This is a genomic window from Bacillus sp. GW823-FHT06A10 (assembly GCF_058795375.1).
Genome location: NZ_JBXAHT010000003.1, coordinates 560,717 through 578,662 on the forward strand (window position 1 = coordinate 560,717; position 17,946 = coordinate 578,662).

Annotated in this window: 15 protein-coding genes; 3 read left to right on the forward strand and 12 right to left on the reverse strand. The window is 34.3% G+C overall.

Translation table 11 applies throughout. The features are described 5' to 3' along the window. The first annotated feature begins 85 nt into the window (after positions 1 to 85). The gene (locus tag AC1Q8M_RS23570) at positions 86 to 646 is read left to right on the forward strand and encodes a DUF1836 domain-containing protein (protein ID WP_090978343.1); all 561 of its coding nucleotides are present in this window, start codon (positions 86 to 88) and stop codon (positions 644 to 646) included. A gap of 148 nt (positions 647 to 794) precedes the next feature. On the opposite strand, the gene AC1Q8M_RS23575 is transcribed toward AC1Q8M_RS23570, so the two are convergent. Together AC1Q8M_RS23575 and AC1Q8M_RS23580 are read right to left on the reverse strand one after the other, a co-directional pair. Beyond that, positions 795 to 2,033: a hypothetical protein gene (locus AC1Q8M_RS23575; RefSeq protein ID WP_053563265.1), complete on the reverse strand. Its 1,239-nt coding sequence runs from the start codon at positions 2,031 to 2,033 to the stop codon at positions 795 to 797. A gap of 243 nt (positions 2,034 to 2,276) precedes the next feature. Beyond that, positions 2,277 to 3,722: a DEAD/DEAH box helicase gene (locus AC1Q8M_RS23580; protein WP_098361510.1), complete on the reverse strand. Its 1,446-nt coding sequence runs from the start codon at positions 3,720 to 3,722 to the stop codon at positions 2,277 to 2,279. A 455-nt stretch (positions 3,723 to 4,177) separates the two neighbouring features. On the opposite strand from AC1Q8M_RS23580, the gene guaC reads away from it, so the two are divergent. After that, positions 4,178 to 5,161, forward strand: a complete 984-nt coding sequence (guaC, locus tag AC1Q8M_RS23585) for a GMP reductase (RefSeq protein WP_000432447.1) — start codon at positions 4,178 to 4,180, stop codon at positions 5,159 to 5,161. Between the two features lie 137 nt (positions 5,162 to 5,298). Then, complete coding sequence (gene pepF / locus AC1Q8M_RS23590) at positions 5,299 to 7,116, forward strand: oligoendopeptidase F (protein ID WP_098361509.1); 1,818 nt, start codon at positions 5,299 to 5,301, stop codon at positions 7,114 to 7,116. A 37-nt stretch (positions 7,117 to 7,153) separates the two neighbouring features. On the opposite strand, the gene AC1Q8M_RS23595 is transcribed toward pepF, so the two are convergent. From AC1Q8M_RS23595 to walR, 10 genes are all read right to left on the reverse strand, one after another. Then, positions 7,154 to 8,032, reverse strand: coding sequence for a radical SAM/SPASM domain-containing protein (locus tag AC1Q8M_RS23595; protein WP_000713633.1), 879 nt, complete (start codon positions 8,030 to 8,032; stop codon positions 7,154 to 7,156). 220 nt (positions 8,033 to 8,252) lie between these two features. Then, positions 8,253 to 10,271 carry a GAF domain-containing sensor histidine kinase gene (locus tag AC1Q8M_RS23600; protein WP_000253125.1) on the reverse strand — a complete coding sequence of 673 codons (2,019 nt, stop codon included), beginning with the start codon at positions 10,269 to 10,271 and terminating at the stop codon, positions 8,253 to 8,255. Positions 10,272 to 10,350: 79 nt separating this feature from the next. Next, positions 10,351 to 10,830 carry a 23S rRNA (pseudouridine(1915)-N(3))-methyltransferase RlmH gene (gene rlmH, locus AC1Q8M_RS23605; RefSeq protein ID WP_001027003.1) on the reverse strand — a complete coding sequence of 160 codons (480 nt, stop codon included), beginning with the start codon at positions 10,828 to 10,830 and terminating at the stop codon, positions 10,351 to 10,353. A 59-nt stretch (positions 10,831 to 10,889) separates the two neighbouring features. Further along, positions 10,890 to 11,075, reverse strand: a complete 186-nt coding sequence (locus AC1Q8M_RS23610) for a CxxH/CxxC protein (RefSeq protein ID WP_001052833.1) — start codon at positions 11,073 to 11,075, stop codon at positions 10,890 to 10,892. Between the two features lie 53 nt (positions 11,076 to 11,128). Beyond that, entirely contained in the window at positions 11,129 to 12,304 is a 1,176-nt protein-coding gene (locus tag AC1Q8M_RS23615) for a S1C family serine protease (protein ID WP_000008031.1), read from the reverse strand. Positions 12,305 to 12,367: 63 nt separating this feature from the next. Further along, on the reverse strand, positions 12,368 to 13,162 hold the full coding sequence (locus AC1Q8M_RS23620; protein ID WP_000522837.1) for an MBL fold metallo-hydrolase: 795 nt from the start codon (positions 13,160 to 13,162) through the stop codon (positions 12,368 to 12,370). Continuing rightward, the gene (locus tag AC1Q8M_RS23625) at positions 13,146 to 13,988 is read right to left on the reverse strand and encodes a two-component system regulatory protein YycI (RefSeq protein ID WP_000383720.1); all 843 of its coding nucleotides are present in this window, start codon (positions 13,986 to 13,988) and stop codon (positions 13,146 to 13,148) included. The genes AC1Q8M_RS23620 and AC1Q8M_RS23625 overlap by 17 nt, the downstream gene beginning before the upstream one ends. Next, a complete protein-coding gene (locus tag AC1Q8M_RS23630) occupies positions 13,969 to 15,285 on the reverse strand; it encodes a YycH family regulatory protein (protein WP_000061568.1) in 1,317 nt (438 codons plus the stop codon). The genes AC1Q8M_RS23625 and AC1Q8M_RS23630 overlap by 20 nt, the downstream gene beginning before the upstream one ends. Beyond that, positions 15,282 to 17,123 (reverse strand): cell wall metabolism sensor histidine kinase WalK, encoded by a 1,842-nt coding sequence (gene walK, locus AC1Q8M_RS23635; RefSeq protein WP_000755367.1) that lies wholly within the window; start codon positions 17,121 to 17,123, stop codon positions 15,282 to 15,284. The genes AC1Q8M_RS23630 and walK overlap by 4 nt, the downstream gene beginning before the upstream one ends. 3 nt (positions 17,124 to 17,126) lie before the next feature. Further along, positions 17,127 to 17,834 (reverse strand): cell wall metabolism DNA-binding response regulator WalR, encoded by a 708-nt coding sequence (gene walR / locus AC1Q8M_RS23640; RefSeq protein WP_000971865.1) that lies wholly within the window; start codon positions 17,832 to 17,834, stop codon positions 17,127 to 17,129. Positions 17,835 to 17,946 lie beyond the last annotated feature (112 nt).

The window sequence follows — 17,946 nt, forward strand, 5'->3', positions numbered from 1 at the left end:
TTACAATTCATTTGTTTCGTAATACCATATTTAGAGATAAATTTAACTTTATGCTCCACTAAGTTATAAAAGTGAGGGGTTCTACGTGAAAAATATAAATAAATTGCTTGAAACATTACATTTAGAAAAAAATATTACGCTTGAGGATATTCCAAATGTCGACTTGTATGTAGACCAGGTTGTCCAACTATTTGAAAATACTTATGCGGATACAACAAGAACCGATGATGAAAAAGTATTAACAAAAACAATGATTAACAATTATGCAAAAGGGAAACTGTTTATTCCAATCAAAAATAAAAAATACTCAAAAGAGCATATGATTTTAATTAGCCTAATTTATCAATTAAAAGGGGCCCTTTCCATTAATGACATAAAAAGCTCCTTAGAAAATATAAATGAATCCTTATTAGGCGATGATTCCTTCGAATTAAATACGCTATATAAAGATTATCTTACCCTTACCGAAAACAACGTTGAAAACTTTACACAAGACGTAAATAACCGTGTTTCAGAAGTAAGTGAGATTTCTTCCTTAGAAAATCCGAACCTAGAGAAATTTTTATTACTAACATCATTTGTGTCGATGAGTAATATGTACAGACGCTTAGCTGAGAAGTTGATTGATGATTTAAAAGAGTCCTAATAACTATCCGAATGATTGTAGTATTTTAGAAATTATATTTTCTAAGTATCCTCTCATGTTTATTTTTCTATTGGAATTTTACTCTTTCAAACTAAAAAAGTACATTTTGCATACTGGCAAAATGTACTTCTCTCTAAAATTATACTTTTTACTGTTTCTTTATTAGTAATTCAAAGCGATCACAATACTCTTTTACTAATAATTTACACATAGCATAGAAAATAAAAACATTAATAGTAACGATAAACATTCCCATATTCGTATTAGAGCCTGCATACAGAACCATTACTAGATTTAAAAAGATTGTTAACGTTAATCCTAAAGCTATTCCTGTCCACTTCATTTCATATAGCAATAAAAAGATGACAAATACTAATGCTGGGAAAGCATATCTCTCATGCATTTGCGTAGGTAACATAAAGAATGCAAAACTTATAAAAGTCGCTGCTTTTAATAGAACTGCCGTATTCATATGGCGATGGAAAAAGACATATAAACAAGTTAATGCCGCTGCAATAGACAAGAGTATTAATCCAACTGTTTTCAATGTAATATGTGGTAAAACTTGAATAGTATCTACCGTATTAGGATCCGTACCAATCGCGTAATACCAAATATTCATAGCAAATACAGTTACCGTTGGGAAAGTACCCACCGCATTTAAATATGCTTGTGTCAACATAGTAATAAATGTTCCATGGGCTGCGAAATAAAGGCCGAATATTAATAACGGGATACAGAACCCTATTATAAATTTAATTAATTGCTTACCTTCTCTTTTTTCAAAAATGATTTTTAGGAAATACATAGCAAATACAGGCGCAATTACGATCGATTGAAATTTAGCTAGTAACGCTATAGCGTAAATAGCACCAGACCAAGTTGGCTTATACATTAGCAATAAAATAGAACTAACCATCAATATACTATGTAACATGTCTACTTGACCCCAAATAGTCCCATCCACTATAACTGCTGGACTAAATGCAAAAAATGTCACTAATGCTGCTCTCACAATCGAATTTTCTATCCTTTTAGAAGCTATAGCAAAAATAATTATAGCCACTACTTCAAATGCAATTGATGGGACTCGAATTAAAACACCAGCAGCATCCACGGATATATTAAAAAATGACAATATCACTCCATAAATACCTAAAAGAGCTAAGAAAAACGGAGGATAGTTTACTAAATCCCCATGTGCATACACATCACCTAATCCATATTTACCTACCGTGTTCATCCAATCCACGAAAAATAGTTGATCTCTTTCATATCCTTCTAAATGAAATGCTAAATATATTCGTAATAAAAGAGATGCAACAACTACTACCATCAAATAAAAATGAAGCCATTTAAAACTCCACCTATCTTGAGTAAAATTCATTTCATAAACACCGTCCTTATTTTTTATAGCTTACAACAATTAAAATAAAATTTATTTACTTATATAAAAATATACTCCTAAATGAATTAACAATTTTCCCATTAAACGGTAGAAAAAACCAATTAAAAATACTAACATACAAAAAAACAATCGTCAATCACGTATTGGTTAAAGTCCATTCACATTATCCACTCTATAAGTAAGCCCCAAAAAAATATCCACCTTTAAAGTGGATATTTTCATTTATTTAATTGCCTCATGAACTTTTAATTGTTTACCTTTTATCGTTGTATTTCTCATAACCTTTAAAACCAGTGGCCCTTTTCCATTTAATATTTCAACATAAGAAACATTGTCTTGTATTGTAATAATACCTATATCATCAGCAGAAACACCTTGAATTTTAGCAATTGTTCCAACGAAATCTACCGCCCTAATTTTCTTTTTCTTTCCGCCATTAAAGTACAATTTCATAATTCCTTTGTTTAGGTCTGCATTTTTATCTTTCTTTATAATTGGTTTAGCATATATCTTTTCTTCAAATACTGCTTTCCCTTTTATAACTTCTTCTTTTGAAGGTGCCAGTTCCTTTGGAATTACAAATCCGATATATTCCTCAATCTCTTTTAAAAATCTATTTTCATAAGGCGTTATAAATGTAATAGCTTTTCCACTATTACCAGCTCGTCCCGTTCTTCCCGTACGATGTACATAGCTTTCTTTTTCTAATGGAATATCGTAATTAATAACATGTGTAATATTATCAATATCAATTCCTCTCGCAGCTACATCAGTTGCTACTAAATAACGGAACTTTCCTTTTCTAAAATCATCCATAACTTCAAAACGATCTTCCTGTACCATACCACCGTGTATTTTGTCACAAGGATAATTAACTCGTTTTAGCTGTCTATATACATGATCTACGTTTTCTTGTGTACGGCAGAAAATAATACAACTATCTGGATTCTCAATCGTTGTTACATCTTTAAGTAGTGAAAGCTTCTCGTCTTCTATTACCTCAAAAAGAGTATGTTCAATTTTATCCGTTGTAATCCCAGCTGCTTTAATTTCGATATGAGTTGGTGAATTCATATATGTACGAGACAATTTTTCAACATCTTCTGGAAGTGTTGCTGAAAATAGCATTGTCATTCTTTTTATAGGTAATTCATCAATAATTGCCTCTACTTGATCGATAAAGCCCATATTTAGCATCTCATCTGCTTCATCAATAACTAAATACTTCAAACACTCTAAAGAAAGGGTACCCTTTTCAATATGATCCAACACACGACCAGGAGTCCCCACTACAATATGTGTCTTTTGCTTTAATTCTAATTTTTGACGTGCAAATGGAGATTTCCCATAAACTGCCGCAGCCTTAATCCTTTTGAATCGACCTATATTTGTAATATCTTCTTTTACCTGTACCGCAAGCTCTCTCGTTGGTGTTAAAACTAATGCTTGTGGTTTATTCTCTTCCCACTCCACCATTTCACACAGCGGAATACCAAATGAAGCTGTTTTTCCACTTCCAGTCTGGGACTTCACAACAAGATCCTTCTTTTGTAATGCGACTGGAATAACCTCACCTTGTACTTCTGTTGCATGATCATATCCTAACCCAGTAAGTGCCCTTACAATTTCCTTACTTAATTTATAATCAGAAAAACTTTTTTTACTCATATATTAACCTCATTTTATTCTGTATTATTTTCTTTTTTATTTTTTGTATACGTTACTATCACCCTACTTATTATACTTGAAACCTCACATAAAAAGGTGGATCATGCCAGATTCATCTTTTTATATAGAAATAAACCTTATCATTTCATATATTGTTCAAATAATTGATAACATTGACCCTTTCATAGTATCCTCCATCCCACTCCAAAAAATAAAAAGAATACATACAACCTTGTATAATTATCTCAATTTTTCAACCTTTTCCATAAACGAACAATACAATTGAAAAAACGTTTTAAATTCGTTTTTAACGCTTTTTTTTAGATATAAAATCTACTTTTTCAAAAAATGTTAAGAAATCCTTTGACTTCTTAATAAAAATAATGTAAATTATCCTATGGACGAACATTTTTGATTAATAAAAATAAAATATTCGTATTTTAGGGGTGTAAATGATGGAAAACGTATTCGACTATGAAGATATTCAATTAATTCCTGCAAAATGTATTGTAAATAGCCGCTCTGAATGTGATACAACTGTCACTTTAGGAAAACATAAATTTAAATTACCTGTCGTGCCTGCAAATATGCAAACGATTATTGATGAAAGAATCGCAACTTATTTAGCTGAAAACAATTACTTCTATATCATGCATCGTTTCCAACCAGAGAAACGAATCTCATTCATTAGAGATATGCAATCACGTGGATTAATTGCTTCTATCAGCGTTGGTGTAAAAGAGGACGAATATGAATTCGTACAACAATTAGCTGCTGAGCAACTTACACCTGAATATATCACGATTGATATCGCACACGGTCATTCTAATGCTGTGATTAATATGATTCAACATATTAAAAAACATTTACCAGAGAGCTTCGTTATCGCTGGAAACGTTGGAACTCCCGAAGCGGTAAGAGAATTAGAAAATGCTGGTGCCGATGCAACAAAAGTTGGTATTGGACCTGGTAAAGTTTGTATTACTAAAATTAAAACAGGCTTTGGAACTGGTGGTTGGCAGCTAGCTGCACTTCGCTGGTGTGCAAAAGCTGCAAGTAAGCCAATTATCGCTGATGGTGGTATTCGTACACACGGCGACGTAGCTAAATCTATTCGATTTGGGGCAACTATGGTCATGATCGGTTCTCTATTCGCTGGTCACGAAGAGTCTCCAGGGGAAACAATTGAAAGAGATGGCAAACTTTATAAAGAATACTTCGGTTCTGCTTCTGAATTCCAAAAGGGTGAGAAGAAAAACGTTGAAGGTAAGAAAATGTTCGTTGAGCATAAAGGTTCTTTAGAAGATACGTTAATCGAAATGGAACAAGATCTTCAATCTTCTATCTCTTACGCTGGTGGAACAAAACTAGATGCTATTCGTACTGTAGATTATGTTGTCGTGAAAAACTCGATTTTTAATGGTGACAAAGTATATTAATTCTTAAATTTAAAAAGAAGGAGAAGCATAGAATTGCTTCTCCTTCTTTTTCATATATAAAAATGTTAAATATTTTTATTTTACTGAATTTTCTAGTATCATATTTTTAGATGCTTTTAATAAGGAGGATATAAGACATGAAAACTATAATTGAGAATCGTCTTGTTCGTGCGGAAGTACCTAACGAACTAAAATGGGATTTGTCTGATTTGTATAAGTCCAATGATGAGTGGCATACCGCATTAAACGTATTAGAAAATGATATACAGAAACTTGATGCATTTAAAGGACGTTTACATACTAACTCCACAACTTTATTAAATTGCCTACTTTTAGAAGAAGAGCTTTTAATGAAGTTAACAAAACTGTACTCATATGCAAATTTAAAAGAATCTACTGATCGTACAAATCCAGTTATTCAAGCGAACTCTTCCAAAATTTCTGCTTTATGGACGAAAGTACATACTGCACTATCCTTTATTCATAATGAAATCCTCTCATTCGACGAAGAAACAATTGAAAAATATTTAACTGAAGAAACAAAACTCGAACCTTTCCGTAAGTCGTTACTAGAAATACTCAAAAAAAGGCAGCACACACTCTCTCCTGAAACAGAAGAAGCACTTGCTGCACTTGGCGAAGTTCATAGTTCTCCATACAAAATTTACGGCATGACTAAATTGGCAGATATGGATTTCACTTCTATACAAGACGAACAAGGAAACGAACTCCCTGTTTCATTCTCATTATTTGAAAGCAAATATGAATTTTCTCCAAGCACATATATACGTCGAAAAGCATATTCATCATTTGTTTCCGCACTAAAACGATATAAAAATACAGTTGCGACAACATATGCTACCGAAGTAAAAAAACAAGTAACACTTTCTCGTTTACGTAAATATGAATCCGTTACCCATATGCTATTAGAACCACAAAAGGTTCCACTTGAAATGTATAACAACCAACTTGATATTATTTATAAAGAATTAGCACCTCATATGCGCCGTTTTGCAGATTTAAAAAAGAAAGTATTAGGACTCGATCAAATGCTTTTCTGCGACTTACATGCACCTTTAGATCCCGAATTTAATCCGACGATTACTTATGAAGAAGCAGCCACGCTCATTCAAGATTCTTTAAAAGTATTAGGCGATGAATATAGTTCCATAATCCAAAAAGGATTCAAAGAAAGATGGGTAGATCTTGCAGATAACGTAGGCAAATCCACAGGGGCGTTTTGCTCAAGTCCATACGGCTCTCATCCCTATATTTTAATTACATGGCAAAATACGATGCGTGGATGCTTCACATTAGCTCATGAATTTGGACATGCTGGTCATTTCTATTTAGCAAATAAAAACCAACGTATCATGAACGTACGCCCATCTATGTACTTTGTTGAAGCACCATCAACTATGAATGAATTACTATTAGCTCAGCATTTACTAGCGACTACTGACAATAAGAGGATGCGCAGATGGGTCATTCTACAACTACTCGGCACATATTATCACAACTTTGTTACTCATTTACTTGAGGGTGAATACCAACGTAGAGTATATGCTCTAGCAGAAGAAGGACAGGCCCTTACAGCTACAACTTTAACTGAAATTAAAACAAATGTCCTTTCGACATTCTGGGGAGATTCTGTAGAAATCGATGAAGGTGCGGGCTTAACTTGGATGCGTCAGCCTCATTATTATATGGGTCTATATTCCTACACATATTCCGCAGGCCTCACTGCATCAACTGCAGTAGCTCAAATGATTAAAGATGAAGGACAACCTGCTATTGATCGCTGGTTAGATGTGCTTCGCGCTGGTGGTACGATGAAACCACTTGAACTAATGAAACATGCCGGAGTAGATATGTCAAAACCAGATGCAATCCGTCAAGCTGTTTCTTACGTTGGTTCATTAATTGATGAATTAGAGCATTCTTATCAAGAATAAAAAATAAGCCCTCGCTTTATGAGGGCTTATTTCATATTTACTTCCCAAACCTTTTACGATATCCACATTTCCTACAAAGCTCTTCAACCGCAACTCTTTTGGAAAATCCATCGACAATGTTTGTTGCTCTTTCACCTTCTATAATGTTAGAAAATGAATCATTATTAATATTTCCAAGGTTAATAATCCCTTCACCATCTAAACAACAAGGAATAACCGTCCCATTCGCTAAAATCCCTGCTTGATTACGAAGTCCATGACAGAATCCTTTCCCATCATCCTCTTCTTCATGTAATGCTGGCCACTGGAATTCATAGTCTTGATTAATAAAGACACGTTCTGCAATTTTTATACCTTTTCCTGGTGTAAGCTTCTCTTCAATCTGATAAGATAGATCAAATTCATTTTCAATTATGGATAATAACTCCCTATTTTTCTGAATTTCAGCATTTGTTTTATTATCCTGAGTTAAATTCCATAACCTTAACGATACAATTAAATCTGATTGACTTGTCGCTTCCCTAATGAAGGAAAGTATACTCCTTACATAGCCCTCTTTATCTTGCGAACCTGGGTGTCCATCAAAACTATGCAGTGAAAAATTCATTTGTCTTAACGCGGGCTTATTTAACAGCCTATGCCTTCTCTTATTAATTAACGTTCCGTTCGTTGTAATATTAACTTTAAACCCTTTTTCATGACTTAAGTCTAATAGTTGATCTATTTTCGGATGGAGCAACGGCTCACCCTTCACGTGCAAATAAATGTAGTCTGTGTGAGGTTTAATTTGGTCTAATCTTTTAGCAAAATCCTCTACAGAAATGAATTGCTTCTGCCTTTCCGTCGGCGGACAAAAGCTACACGCAAGATTACACACACTCGTAATCTCCAAGTAAAACTTCTTAAACTTCTTCACCTTTAATTCCTCACTTCTCTAACTACTTATACTTTTTCCTCTTCATATTACAGCATATTTTTATGGAAATAGAAACATACTTATTTTAGGAAATGTACATACCATCTAATAATATTTAAAAGACCATCGGTAATTTTTGTCCAATGGTCTTTTTATCCTTTTTATATGCAAAGAATAAATTTATTTATGATACAGTTCATCATAACTATTCTAAATAAGCTTATTTTTTATTATTTTCATAATTAAATTTAACAAAAAAGGTAGTGCCTTCCGATCCTGTTTGAATTTCTATTTTTGCATTATGGCGGGCAGCAATGGCATAACATACACCTAACCCCAATCCAGTTCCATTATGTTTGGTCGTGTAAAATGGCGTACCCAGTTTCTCTAATACTTCAGGCCTGATACCTTTTCCTTGATCCTGCACTGCAAGCACCACACAATTTTGACCTTCCTTGTAGGTGCTAATGGTTAGAACTTTCCCTGTACTCATCGCTTCTAAGCCATTACGATATAGATTCATTAATAATTGCCGTATCTCATTACGATTTAAAAGTAATTTCGGAATGTCATTTGTATCGAATTGAATATATTTATTTTGATTATACGTATCAATCTTTATTAAAGGAATAATATCGCGGATAAGTGAATTTAAATCTAACATCTGCAAATCCAATTTCCTTGTATTACCCATTGAGAGAAATTCAGTAATAATAGAATTGGCACGGTTAAGTTCTTCAATCATTAAATGAAAGTACTTATTATGTTTCTCATAGGTATTCTCTTCTTTTAATAACTGCAAAAATCCTAGTACCGTTGTCATTGGATTTCTAATTTCATGGCTGATACCTGCTGCCATTTGCCCTATTAAATCAATGTTAGATAATCTTTTCAATTCCTGTTCATATTTCTTTTTTTCCGTTATGTTTTTAAAAATACAACAAATACCATCATCATACGGGTATGCAATAACTTCGTGCCAATATTCATCTGCAGTAGAAAGAAATTCGAAATGAACTGTAGTTCGTTCTGACATCGCACGATGAAATTCCTTATACATAACTGTGTCGATATCACTCGGGAAAACATCCCATATATTCTTTCCTAATACATCTTTTGCTGTTTTTCTTTGCGGAAAATATTGGTGCTTATTTACGTACGTAAATTCCCATTTATTATTTAAAGTAAAGAATCCATCCGTAATACATTCAATCACACTTGTAACTTTTTCATTAGCAGCAGCTAGCTCTCCCGTTCGCTCTTCCACTATGCTTTCTAGTTGATCCATATATAACAAATTTGAAAACGTAGGGGCTGTGGCATCAACGATAGATTTTGCTAGTTGAATTTGAGAATTATCGTAATTGTGAGCTTTTCCTTCTTTCCCAACGACGATTACCCCCAATACTTCTCCCATTGAAATCAATGGAATCATCAATAAATCCTTACTATCTATATTTTTTGTTTGAATAACTTCTTGGATCTTGGCTTCATAGCTTTTCTCTGTCCAATCAGCTTCTGTCCAATCACAGCCCTTACTTAATTTCGTTGTTTTAATCGTTGTTTTGTCTAGCGGATCTAGAAGATGGGCAGTCATATTTTTACTCTCTAAAATCTGTTCTAAGTAAAAAAAGCATTTATCAAAACTCTCCTGTATCGAGGAACACATTGATAAATCACGGGTAACATTTAGTAACAGCTGCTTCTCAACAATAAGGTTTTCCTTTTGTGTTAAATTATTTGCGTTTTGAATTGCGACCGCGGCCATATTTACATAAGCTTCAACACTTTGAATTTCTGAATCTGTTAAGTTCATCGGAATCCCATAATCAAATAAAAAAACCAGACCAAATAACTCTTGCCTAAATGAGATAGGCAGAGCTAATAAGGACTTAATTTTAAACGCATCAACTGGTCTCGGATCTGGTCGATGATCCTTTGAGGTATCAGGAATATAGATGGTTTTTTTCGTTTCAATAACTTCTTTTGCCAGTAAATCTACTTCAGGATCAATTACCTGAGTATCGAGCGTTACGCCATTTATGGTCTCTGGTTTTCCTGCAAATCCTCTAAATGTTCCATCTTCCTGGGGTAAATAAATTCCAACAGCATCGCACCTAACAATCTCCTCTGATATCGCCATTGTCACACGCTGTAATACTTCACGTAGTTCTAATTTTGTATTTATTATTTTTGTTATATTCGCGAGCCTAGAATATCTCGTCTGATCACTTACCATTCACATAGCCTCCAGTTATAGGCATAATAAAATAAATATGATAATATCAGCGTCTTACCTTTGTTTTACATAGAATACCTTACTTATGGTAAGGTTCACCGCGATTAATCCGAAACGCTCTATACACTTGCTCAAGCAACACTAATCGCATTAATTGGTGTGGTAACGTCATCTTTGAAAAAGAAAGTGATTCGTTTGAACGCTTCATCACTTCTGAACTTAGTCCGAGTGATCCACCAATTACAAATGCGACTTTACTCTTTCCGTATGTAGCAAGGCGATCTAGACTTACCGCAAATTCTTCTGATGACTTTTGCTTTCCTTCTATAGCTAATGCAATCACATGCGTGTCATCAGAAATTTTATCCAGTATACGTATACCTTCTTTTTCCTTTACAATTAACATTTCTGCTTCACTTAAATTTTCTGGCGCCTTTTCATCTGGCAATTCAATTACTTCTACTTTTGCGTATGCTGATAATCGTTTTAAGTATTCTGCTATACCTTGTTTCAAATATTTTTCTTTTAATTTCCCAATTGAAATAATCGAGATATTCACACGTATCCTCCACCTTACAAACATGTTATCCACAAAACTTATCCACATATCCACAAACACTACCCACATATTGTGTGAGAATCTGTGTTCGATACAACATATGTCGCCTCATTTTGACAAAATTCACATGTTTTTTTCTCTTTTTCTGAGTTATCCACACTGTTGATAACCGGCGCAACTTCACACTCATCCACAATAATATCTAACGCTAATTCAACATGTTCTAAACAACAAGGTAAATTCATTTTCTTCACCTCACTTTTCTACAATAGAAAACAGGAGGTAGGCCCTCCTGTTTTTAATACTTTTGAATGCCTAATTTCACTGTTGTTGTTACTCTTTTTGTACCACGATAAAACGTAAGAGTCATTTTATCATTAATTTCCTTATCATATAAGGCTGTGCGGAATCCAATAATATCGCGAATCGGTTTTCCATCTACTGCCACAATAACATCATGTTCTCTTAAACCAGCATCCGCGCCTGGCGAAGGACTTTTCACATCCAAAATACAAACTCCTTCTGTTACAGTACCTGGTAAATGTAATGTTTTTGACCAATAATAGTTTGGAATTTCATTTAATGACCTAAGTTCAATCCCAACATACGGTCTTCTTACTTTTCCATACTTCTCAAGTTCATTCATAATCGGAACAGCCCTAGTCACCGGAATAGCAAGTCCGATTCCTTCTACTTCTTTTGCAGCAATTTTCATTGAATTAATACCAATTAATTGTCCTGCTGCATTTACAAGCGCACCGCCACTATTCCCTGGGTTAATCGCCGCATCTGTTTGTAACACTTCTACTTGCCAATCATAATGTCCATCTTGATCTAAATCTACAGGGACAATACGTTCATTAGCTGAAATAATACCTTGCGTAACAGTTCCAGAGAATTGCAGTCCAAGTGGATTTCCAATCGCAATAACTGGCTCTCCTCTACGAACAGTATTAGAATCGCCAATTTCAATTATTTTTTTCACATGCTTTGCATCTATTTCTAATACAGCTAAATCTGTGACTACATCGGTTCCTAATACTTTTCCAGGAACCTTCTTACCGTCACTTAGACTTACTTCAATACGATTCGCTCCAGCTACAACATGATTATTCGTTACAATATAAGCTTGACCATCTGTCTTTTTATAAATTACTCCTGATCCTGTACCAGCCTCTGAATCTGCCTCTGAAAAGTTATCTCGTTGAATGTTAATAACACCCACAACAGCTTCAGATGCACGATCAACAGCATCTACAAAGCTAATCTGTTTAATTCCTTGAGCTTCGGCCATATTACTTCCGCTTGCTTCAGCTTGCGGAAGCGTATCAGCAGAATTTGAAAATAAAGGAGCTCCAAACGCAAATAAAGAAGCTCCTACAATTGTTCCCGCTATACTAGAAAGAACTATACCTTTATGCTTCTTTTTTCCTGCACGTTTCATACGATAATTTTCTTCATCAATAAAGGACATATTTGTTCACCCATCTTCCTGAAAACAACTATATTCACCTTTATTGTTTACTAAAATGAAGAATTATACGTATTGAATTTTTGTAGGCATTTTTGGATCTGTATCGTGAATTTCAAAGGATTCACCCACTCCAAATCCTTTTTCCTCTAGTACTTGTGATACTGACATACGCGCTAGTTCTTTCATGTTATTATCTAAGCTTAAATGGGCTAAATAAATATGCTTTGTCTCATCTGTAATTACATCTGCCATCGCTAATGCAGCATCCTCATTACAAACATGCCCAACGTCGCTTAAAATACGTCGTTTAATGCTCCATGGGTAACGTCCCATACGAAGCATTTCCACATCATGATTACTTTCAAACACGAAAGCATTAGCTCCCTTAATAACGCCCTTCATACGGTCGCTTACGTATCCCGTATCTGTAATAAGCGCTAATTTCCTATTATTGTTATGGAAAGCATAAAACATCGGTTCTGCCGCATCATGAGAAACTCCAAATGATTCGACTTCAATATCACCAAATGTTTTCACATCCCCAACTGAGAAAATGAATTTTTGCTCAGTTGGGATATTTCCTATTAAATGTTCCATTGCATTCCATGTTTTCTCATTCGCATAAACGGGTAAATCATATTTTCGCGCCAATACACCTAACCCTTTAATATGATCACTATGCTCATGTGTTACAAGAATACCTGATACATCATTTATATTCAGTTCTGCTTGTTTAAATAAAGCCTCTGTCGCTTTACCACTTAAACCTGCATCGACTAGTAATTTTTTTTCATCGGTTCCTACGTATAGCATATTTCCTGTACTTCCACTTGCAAGTACGCTAAAATGCAACCCCATTATTTCTCACTCCAGTATGTTCATCAACCACTTGATTTTCCTTTTCCCCTAATTCCATAACTTGTCCTTCAATTGCATTCACAAAGAAGTCCTGCTTTTGCTCCGTTTTTAAATTCCATGTTGGAGCAAGTACTTGGTTATTAGAAGTAGATGCGGTAAGAGTGGCATAACCAATTTGCGCTTCTTTAACATGTGTATTTCCATGAATTTTATTTTTTAAATACAAATTTTCTAAAGCTGTTTGAGCCGTAATAATTTCTTGCTCTTTCGTTTTTTCACCTTCGCCCATTTCTTTTAAATCAGTTAGCATTGTCTGCGTATATGAAACAAGTTCATTTTTTTCATTTAATTCCACAACAATCATCGCCTGATTATTATAGAAAATAGGCTTATCTTTATATTTTTGGAAGAAATAAATTTTAGAGTCTTTCACCGCTCCAAATTCATACTTTTGTCCATCCAATACATAGTTCTTCAAAAATTCATTATACTTATCTTTTGATAATGATTTCGTATTTAAAAAAGGCTCTTTTAGCTTACTTTCTATCGTGTACATATTTTGTATATGCGCCGTTTGATTTTTCAAAGACTGTATATCATCTTCTTTAAAGGCTTTATTTTCCGCTCTAATAAATGACTCTTTCTTCGGTTCCTTAGGGATATTCCCTATAGTAATTTTATTTGCTTTTAATTCTTGATCTATCTTTGTTTCTGCAATAAGCTCCAATTGATTACTATCTTGCTTTTGAATGAATTGAAAAATGAGAAAGAGGTCCAAAACAAAAAAGGTCACAATAAATATGGTTTTAATTCGATCCCAATCCATTTAGTCCTCCCTCACTCCACTCATAGATTTGCTGTTTACCCGTTTCACCTTCAACAAGCTTTACATACCAAATTGGTTGTAGTCGAACTACTTGCCCATCTAGTGATAACTTGTATCCAATACCAATATCCTTAATTACTTGTTTCTTTATCTCTGGATTATTTTCTAGGGATGCTATTACAACATGCCCTGACGGAAGAGTAACTTTCTGTTCTATGCCTTTAGTATTTAAAGACAGCAACGGTCTTTCATATTCCATTACTTCTTCTGATCCCCATTTTTGTCTCAATTCAGCTAATCCATCTGTATTGAATACGGAATATCCATCTTCATGTAAGCGAAATACTGTCTCTCCTTTATTCATATAGTCCAAACGATATGAATCCAAACTTCCACTGTGACCACTTACAAATTCAAAGCTTTTTTGTAACAGCATTAAATTATCTATCGTTTTCTCAGTTAAGACAGAAGAGTTTTTATACTTTAGCATGTGACGATCGTTTTCAATTTCCATGGATCTAATACCATCTGTAAATGTTTCTTTCGATATCTCAGTAATCGGACTTAAATAACGAGGATCACTAAACAGAGCATTCTTAAACGTATCAACTGCTAAATTAGATGAAATATATGTTATATTGTTTAACTCTGTCGTGCCATCTGGTAAAAATAACTTTTTCATATCATTGATTTGATAATCAAAATAGGGCTTTGCTGATACTATAAATTGATTTTGAGCATTTACAATATCTTTTAAATACACACCACTTAATTTTGCCTCATATATTTTAAAGTTATCACCATCAGAAACAAAGTTAATTTTAATTTCTTGATCCTTACTCCTAGAAGGATCAAGGAGAATACGATTAAAATGTTTAGGCTTATCTGTACTTTTCTCTTTCATGTTAAACATAGATTTAACTGCATCAAATGGGATATCAGTAGGGAAAACAAGTTCAATTTTCCCTTCACCATGCACATAGGATAGGAAATCATCCTTAGTGATTGATATCTCTCTAAACTCATGTAGTTCCCCTACTTCCAAAGGCTTATAGATTGATTCTATATCTGCCTCTCTTCTGCTCCCATAATGATTTTTATCTTTATGCACGATGATAGAAGTAGGACGGACAACATCGGAAATTTTAGTTTGATTCGTTCCTTCATTGCCCTGTACAAATTTTGCGTTTTGCATGGATGTAGAATCTGGCACATACGTCCATAGGTTAAAAGTAAGAAACAGGCTAATTACAACTAGGTTAATTAAAACTATTGTTTTAAAGTTTTCCATACTCATTCCCAATCGTCCTCTTCATCTGCTGCCATTGGTAACGTGAAATAAATAGTTGTCCCTTTTCCTTCTTCACTCTTCGCCCAAATAGAGCCACCATGTGCCTCGATCATTTCTTTTGCAATTGCTAATCCAAGTCCCGTACCACCCATTTGTCTTGAACGAGCTTTATCTACGCGATAAAAACGTTCAAAGATTTTATCAACGTTTTCTTTTGGAATACCCATTCCTTGGTCACTTACGCTAATTTCTAATAAATCACCGCGATCACGTAAGCGATATGTTACTGTTCCACCTTCTGGTGAATACTTTAATGCGTTAGAAATAATGTTATACAGCACTTGAGTAATTTTGTCAGTATCCATATCAATAAACCTAGACTTCTTAGAGAAAGATCGTTTGAAACTTACATTTTGTTCTTTAGACATTTCAAAGCGATCAATAATATTATTAAAGAAATCAGTAAAGTCGACCCATTCTTTCATTAAACGGTGCTCTGTACTATCAAGTTTAGATAGCTGTAACAACGCATTTACAAGTCTAATCATTCTTTCTGTTTCTTCTTGTGTAACCGTTAAAAATTGTGGTGCAATATTCGGATCCTGCCATGCTCCATCTGTAAGTGCCTCTAAATAACTGCGCATTGTCGTTAATGGCGTCCTTAATTCATGAGAGACATTCGCCACAAACTCACGGCGTTCCCTTTCTATACGCTCCTGCTCTGTTACATCATATAATACGGCAATTAAACCATTTGCCTTCCCTGTTTCTTTTTGAATAACAGAGAAACTAGCACGTAAAATATATGGTTCATTTCTCGTACTAAAATCTAATAAAACAGAATCTGGCTCTTCATATAAATGATCGAGCGTAAATTCTTCCTGTATCCCTAATACCTCTAAAACAGATTGATCGAGCGCTGTTTCACGAGAAACATTTAACATTTTTTCCGCAGGGTCATTTAGTAAAATAATATCCCCTTTTCGGTCAGTAGCAATTACTCCATCTGTCATATGAGATAAAACAGATGATAGTTTACGCCTTTCACTTTCTGTAGAAGAACGAGCTTGTTGTAATTTTTTTGATAAATTATTGAAGGATAATGCCAGTTGTCCAATTTCATCATGGCTATGCACCTTTACTTTTCTCGAATAATTTCCTTTTGCCATTTCGATTGCTTGTCTCCGCATATCTGAAATTGGTCTTGTAATTGTTTGAGCCAATAAAATCCCAAGTACGGCCGTTACTAATAAGGCAATTACTGTTCCCGTAGCAAAAATTTGATTTATATCCTTCATTTGTTTATATACATCTTCCATAGATGCAACGATGTATATAACACCAAGCGCATCCTTGCCATTATCATCTAGAATCGGAGTAAGCATAACTTGAACACGATGGCCTGTACTACCATCCTTCTCAATTTTCACTTCTGGCTTTTTTTGCACCAACACTCGCTGAACAGCTATATCAGTTGATGTTCTATTCACCTTATTCTGCTTTGATTCATCTGAAATAGCCAGTAACTTTCTATGCGAATCAAATACACTTACCTCTTGTATAACTTTTTTTTGATCAGAGGCAAACTTTCGAATAGAAGTTTTAATCGTTTCATCTGTTGACTCTGTTTCTGCTTTTGTATAACTTTTTTTAAATTCTTGTTTCAAGTTATATGATAATAAGTTTGTTTGCTGCGTTAAAGAATCCCTAAAACCTTGTACTAGGCTCTTCTCTAATTCCCTTACAAAATATACCCCAATAACTTGCATCGCTATTAATATTAATAGCATATATATAAGCACAAATTTTAAATGAATAGATTGAAAAAAACCAACTTTCTTCATATACTATTCCTGCTCTGGGTCACGCAAGTAATACCCTACTCCACGTCTAGTTACAATTAAAGTAGGATGGCTTGGATTATCTTCAATTTTTTCACGCAAACGACGTACTGTTACGTCTACTGTGCGCACATCTCCAAAATAGTCATAACCCCAAACTGTTTGTAATAAATGTTCGCGTGTCATAACTTGTCCTAAGTGTTTCGCTAAATAATGTAGCAACTCAAATTCACGATGTGTAAGCTCGATATTTTCCTCGCGCTTCGTTACACTATATGCATTTGGATTAATAACAATTGGTCCAATAACCATTTCTGTATTTTCTTCTTTTTCTGCAGCACCACCTTGTTGGTGACGGCGTAAATTCGCCTTCACACGAGCAAGTAATTCTCTCGTGCTAAATGGCTTCGTTACATAATCATCTGCCCCAAGCTCAAGCCCTAATACTTTATCAATCTCAGAGTCCTTTGCTGTAAGCATAATAATCGGCATTTCTGAACTTTTACGTATTTCACGACAAACCTCTAAGCCATCTTTACCTGGTAGCATAATATCTAATAAAACCATATCTGGTTGTTCTTCATTAGCTTTTTCAATTGCTTCATCACCATCATGCGCCATTACTATTTCAAAACCTTCTTTTTCTAGGTTAAACTTCAAAATATCTGCAATCGGCTTTTCATCATCAACTACTAAAATTTTCTTTCCCATCATCGTCTATTTCCTCCTTATAAAAATATGGTCAATAATCCCTAAACATATTGATGTTTACATAGTATGTCCTATATGACCGCATCCTTTGTTTAAGTATTTTCTCCTCTATTCT

Excerpts from the sequence above, each read along its gene's own strand:
- AC1Q8M_RS23575 (WP_053563265.1), bottom strand. The coding sequence starts at position 2,033 with ATGAATTTTACTCAAGATAGGTGGAGTTTTAAATGGCTTCATTTTTAT.
- AC1Q8M_RS23580 (WP_098361510.1), bottom strand. The coding sequence starts at position 3,722 with ATGAGTAAAAAAAGTTTTTCTGATTATAAATTAAGTAAGGAAATTGTA.
- guaC (WP_000432447.1), top strand. The coding sequence starts at position 4,178 with ATGGAAAACGTATTCGACTATGAAGATATTCAATTAATTCCTGCAAAA.
- pepF (WP_098361509.1), top strand. The coding sequence starts at position 5,299 with ATGAAAACTATAATTGAGAATCGTCTTGTTCGTGCGGAAGTACCTAAC.
- AC1Q8M_RS23600 (WP_000253125.1), bottom strand. The coding sequence starts at position 10,271 with ATGGTAAGTGATCAGACGAGATATTCTAGGCTCGCGAATATAACAAAA.
- AC1Q8M_RS23610 (WP_001052833.1), bottom strand. The coding sequence starts at position 11,075 with ATGAATTTACCTTGTTGTTTAGAACATGTTGAATTAGCGTTAGATATT.
- AC1Q8M_RS23615 (WP_000008031.1), bottom strand. The coding sequence starts at position 12,304 with ATGTCCTTTATTGATGAAGAAAATTATCGTATGAAACGTGCAGGAAAA.
- AC1Q8M_RS23620 (WP_000522837.1), bottom strand. The coding sequence starts at position 13,162 with ATGGGGTTGCATTTTAGCGTACTTGCAAGTGGAAGTACAGGAAATATG.
- AC1Q8M_RS23625 (WP_000383720.1), bottom strand. The coding sequence starts at position 13,988 with ATGGATTGGGATCGAATTAAAACCATATTTATTGTGACCTTTTTTGTT.
- AC1Q8M_RS23630 (WP_000061568.1), bottom strand. The coding sequence starts at position 15,285 with ATGAGTATGGAAAACTTTAAAACAATAGTTTTAATTAACCTAGTTGTA.
- walK (WP_000755367.1), bottom strand. The coding sequence starts at position 17,123 with ATGAAGAAAGTTGGTTTTTTTCAATCTATTCATTTAAAATTTGTGCTT.
- walR (WP_000971865.1), bottom strand. The coding sequence starts at position 17,834 with ATGATGGGAAAGAAAATTTTAGTAGTTGATGATGAAAAGCCGATTGCA.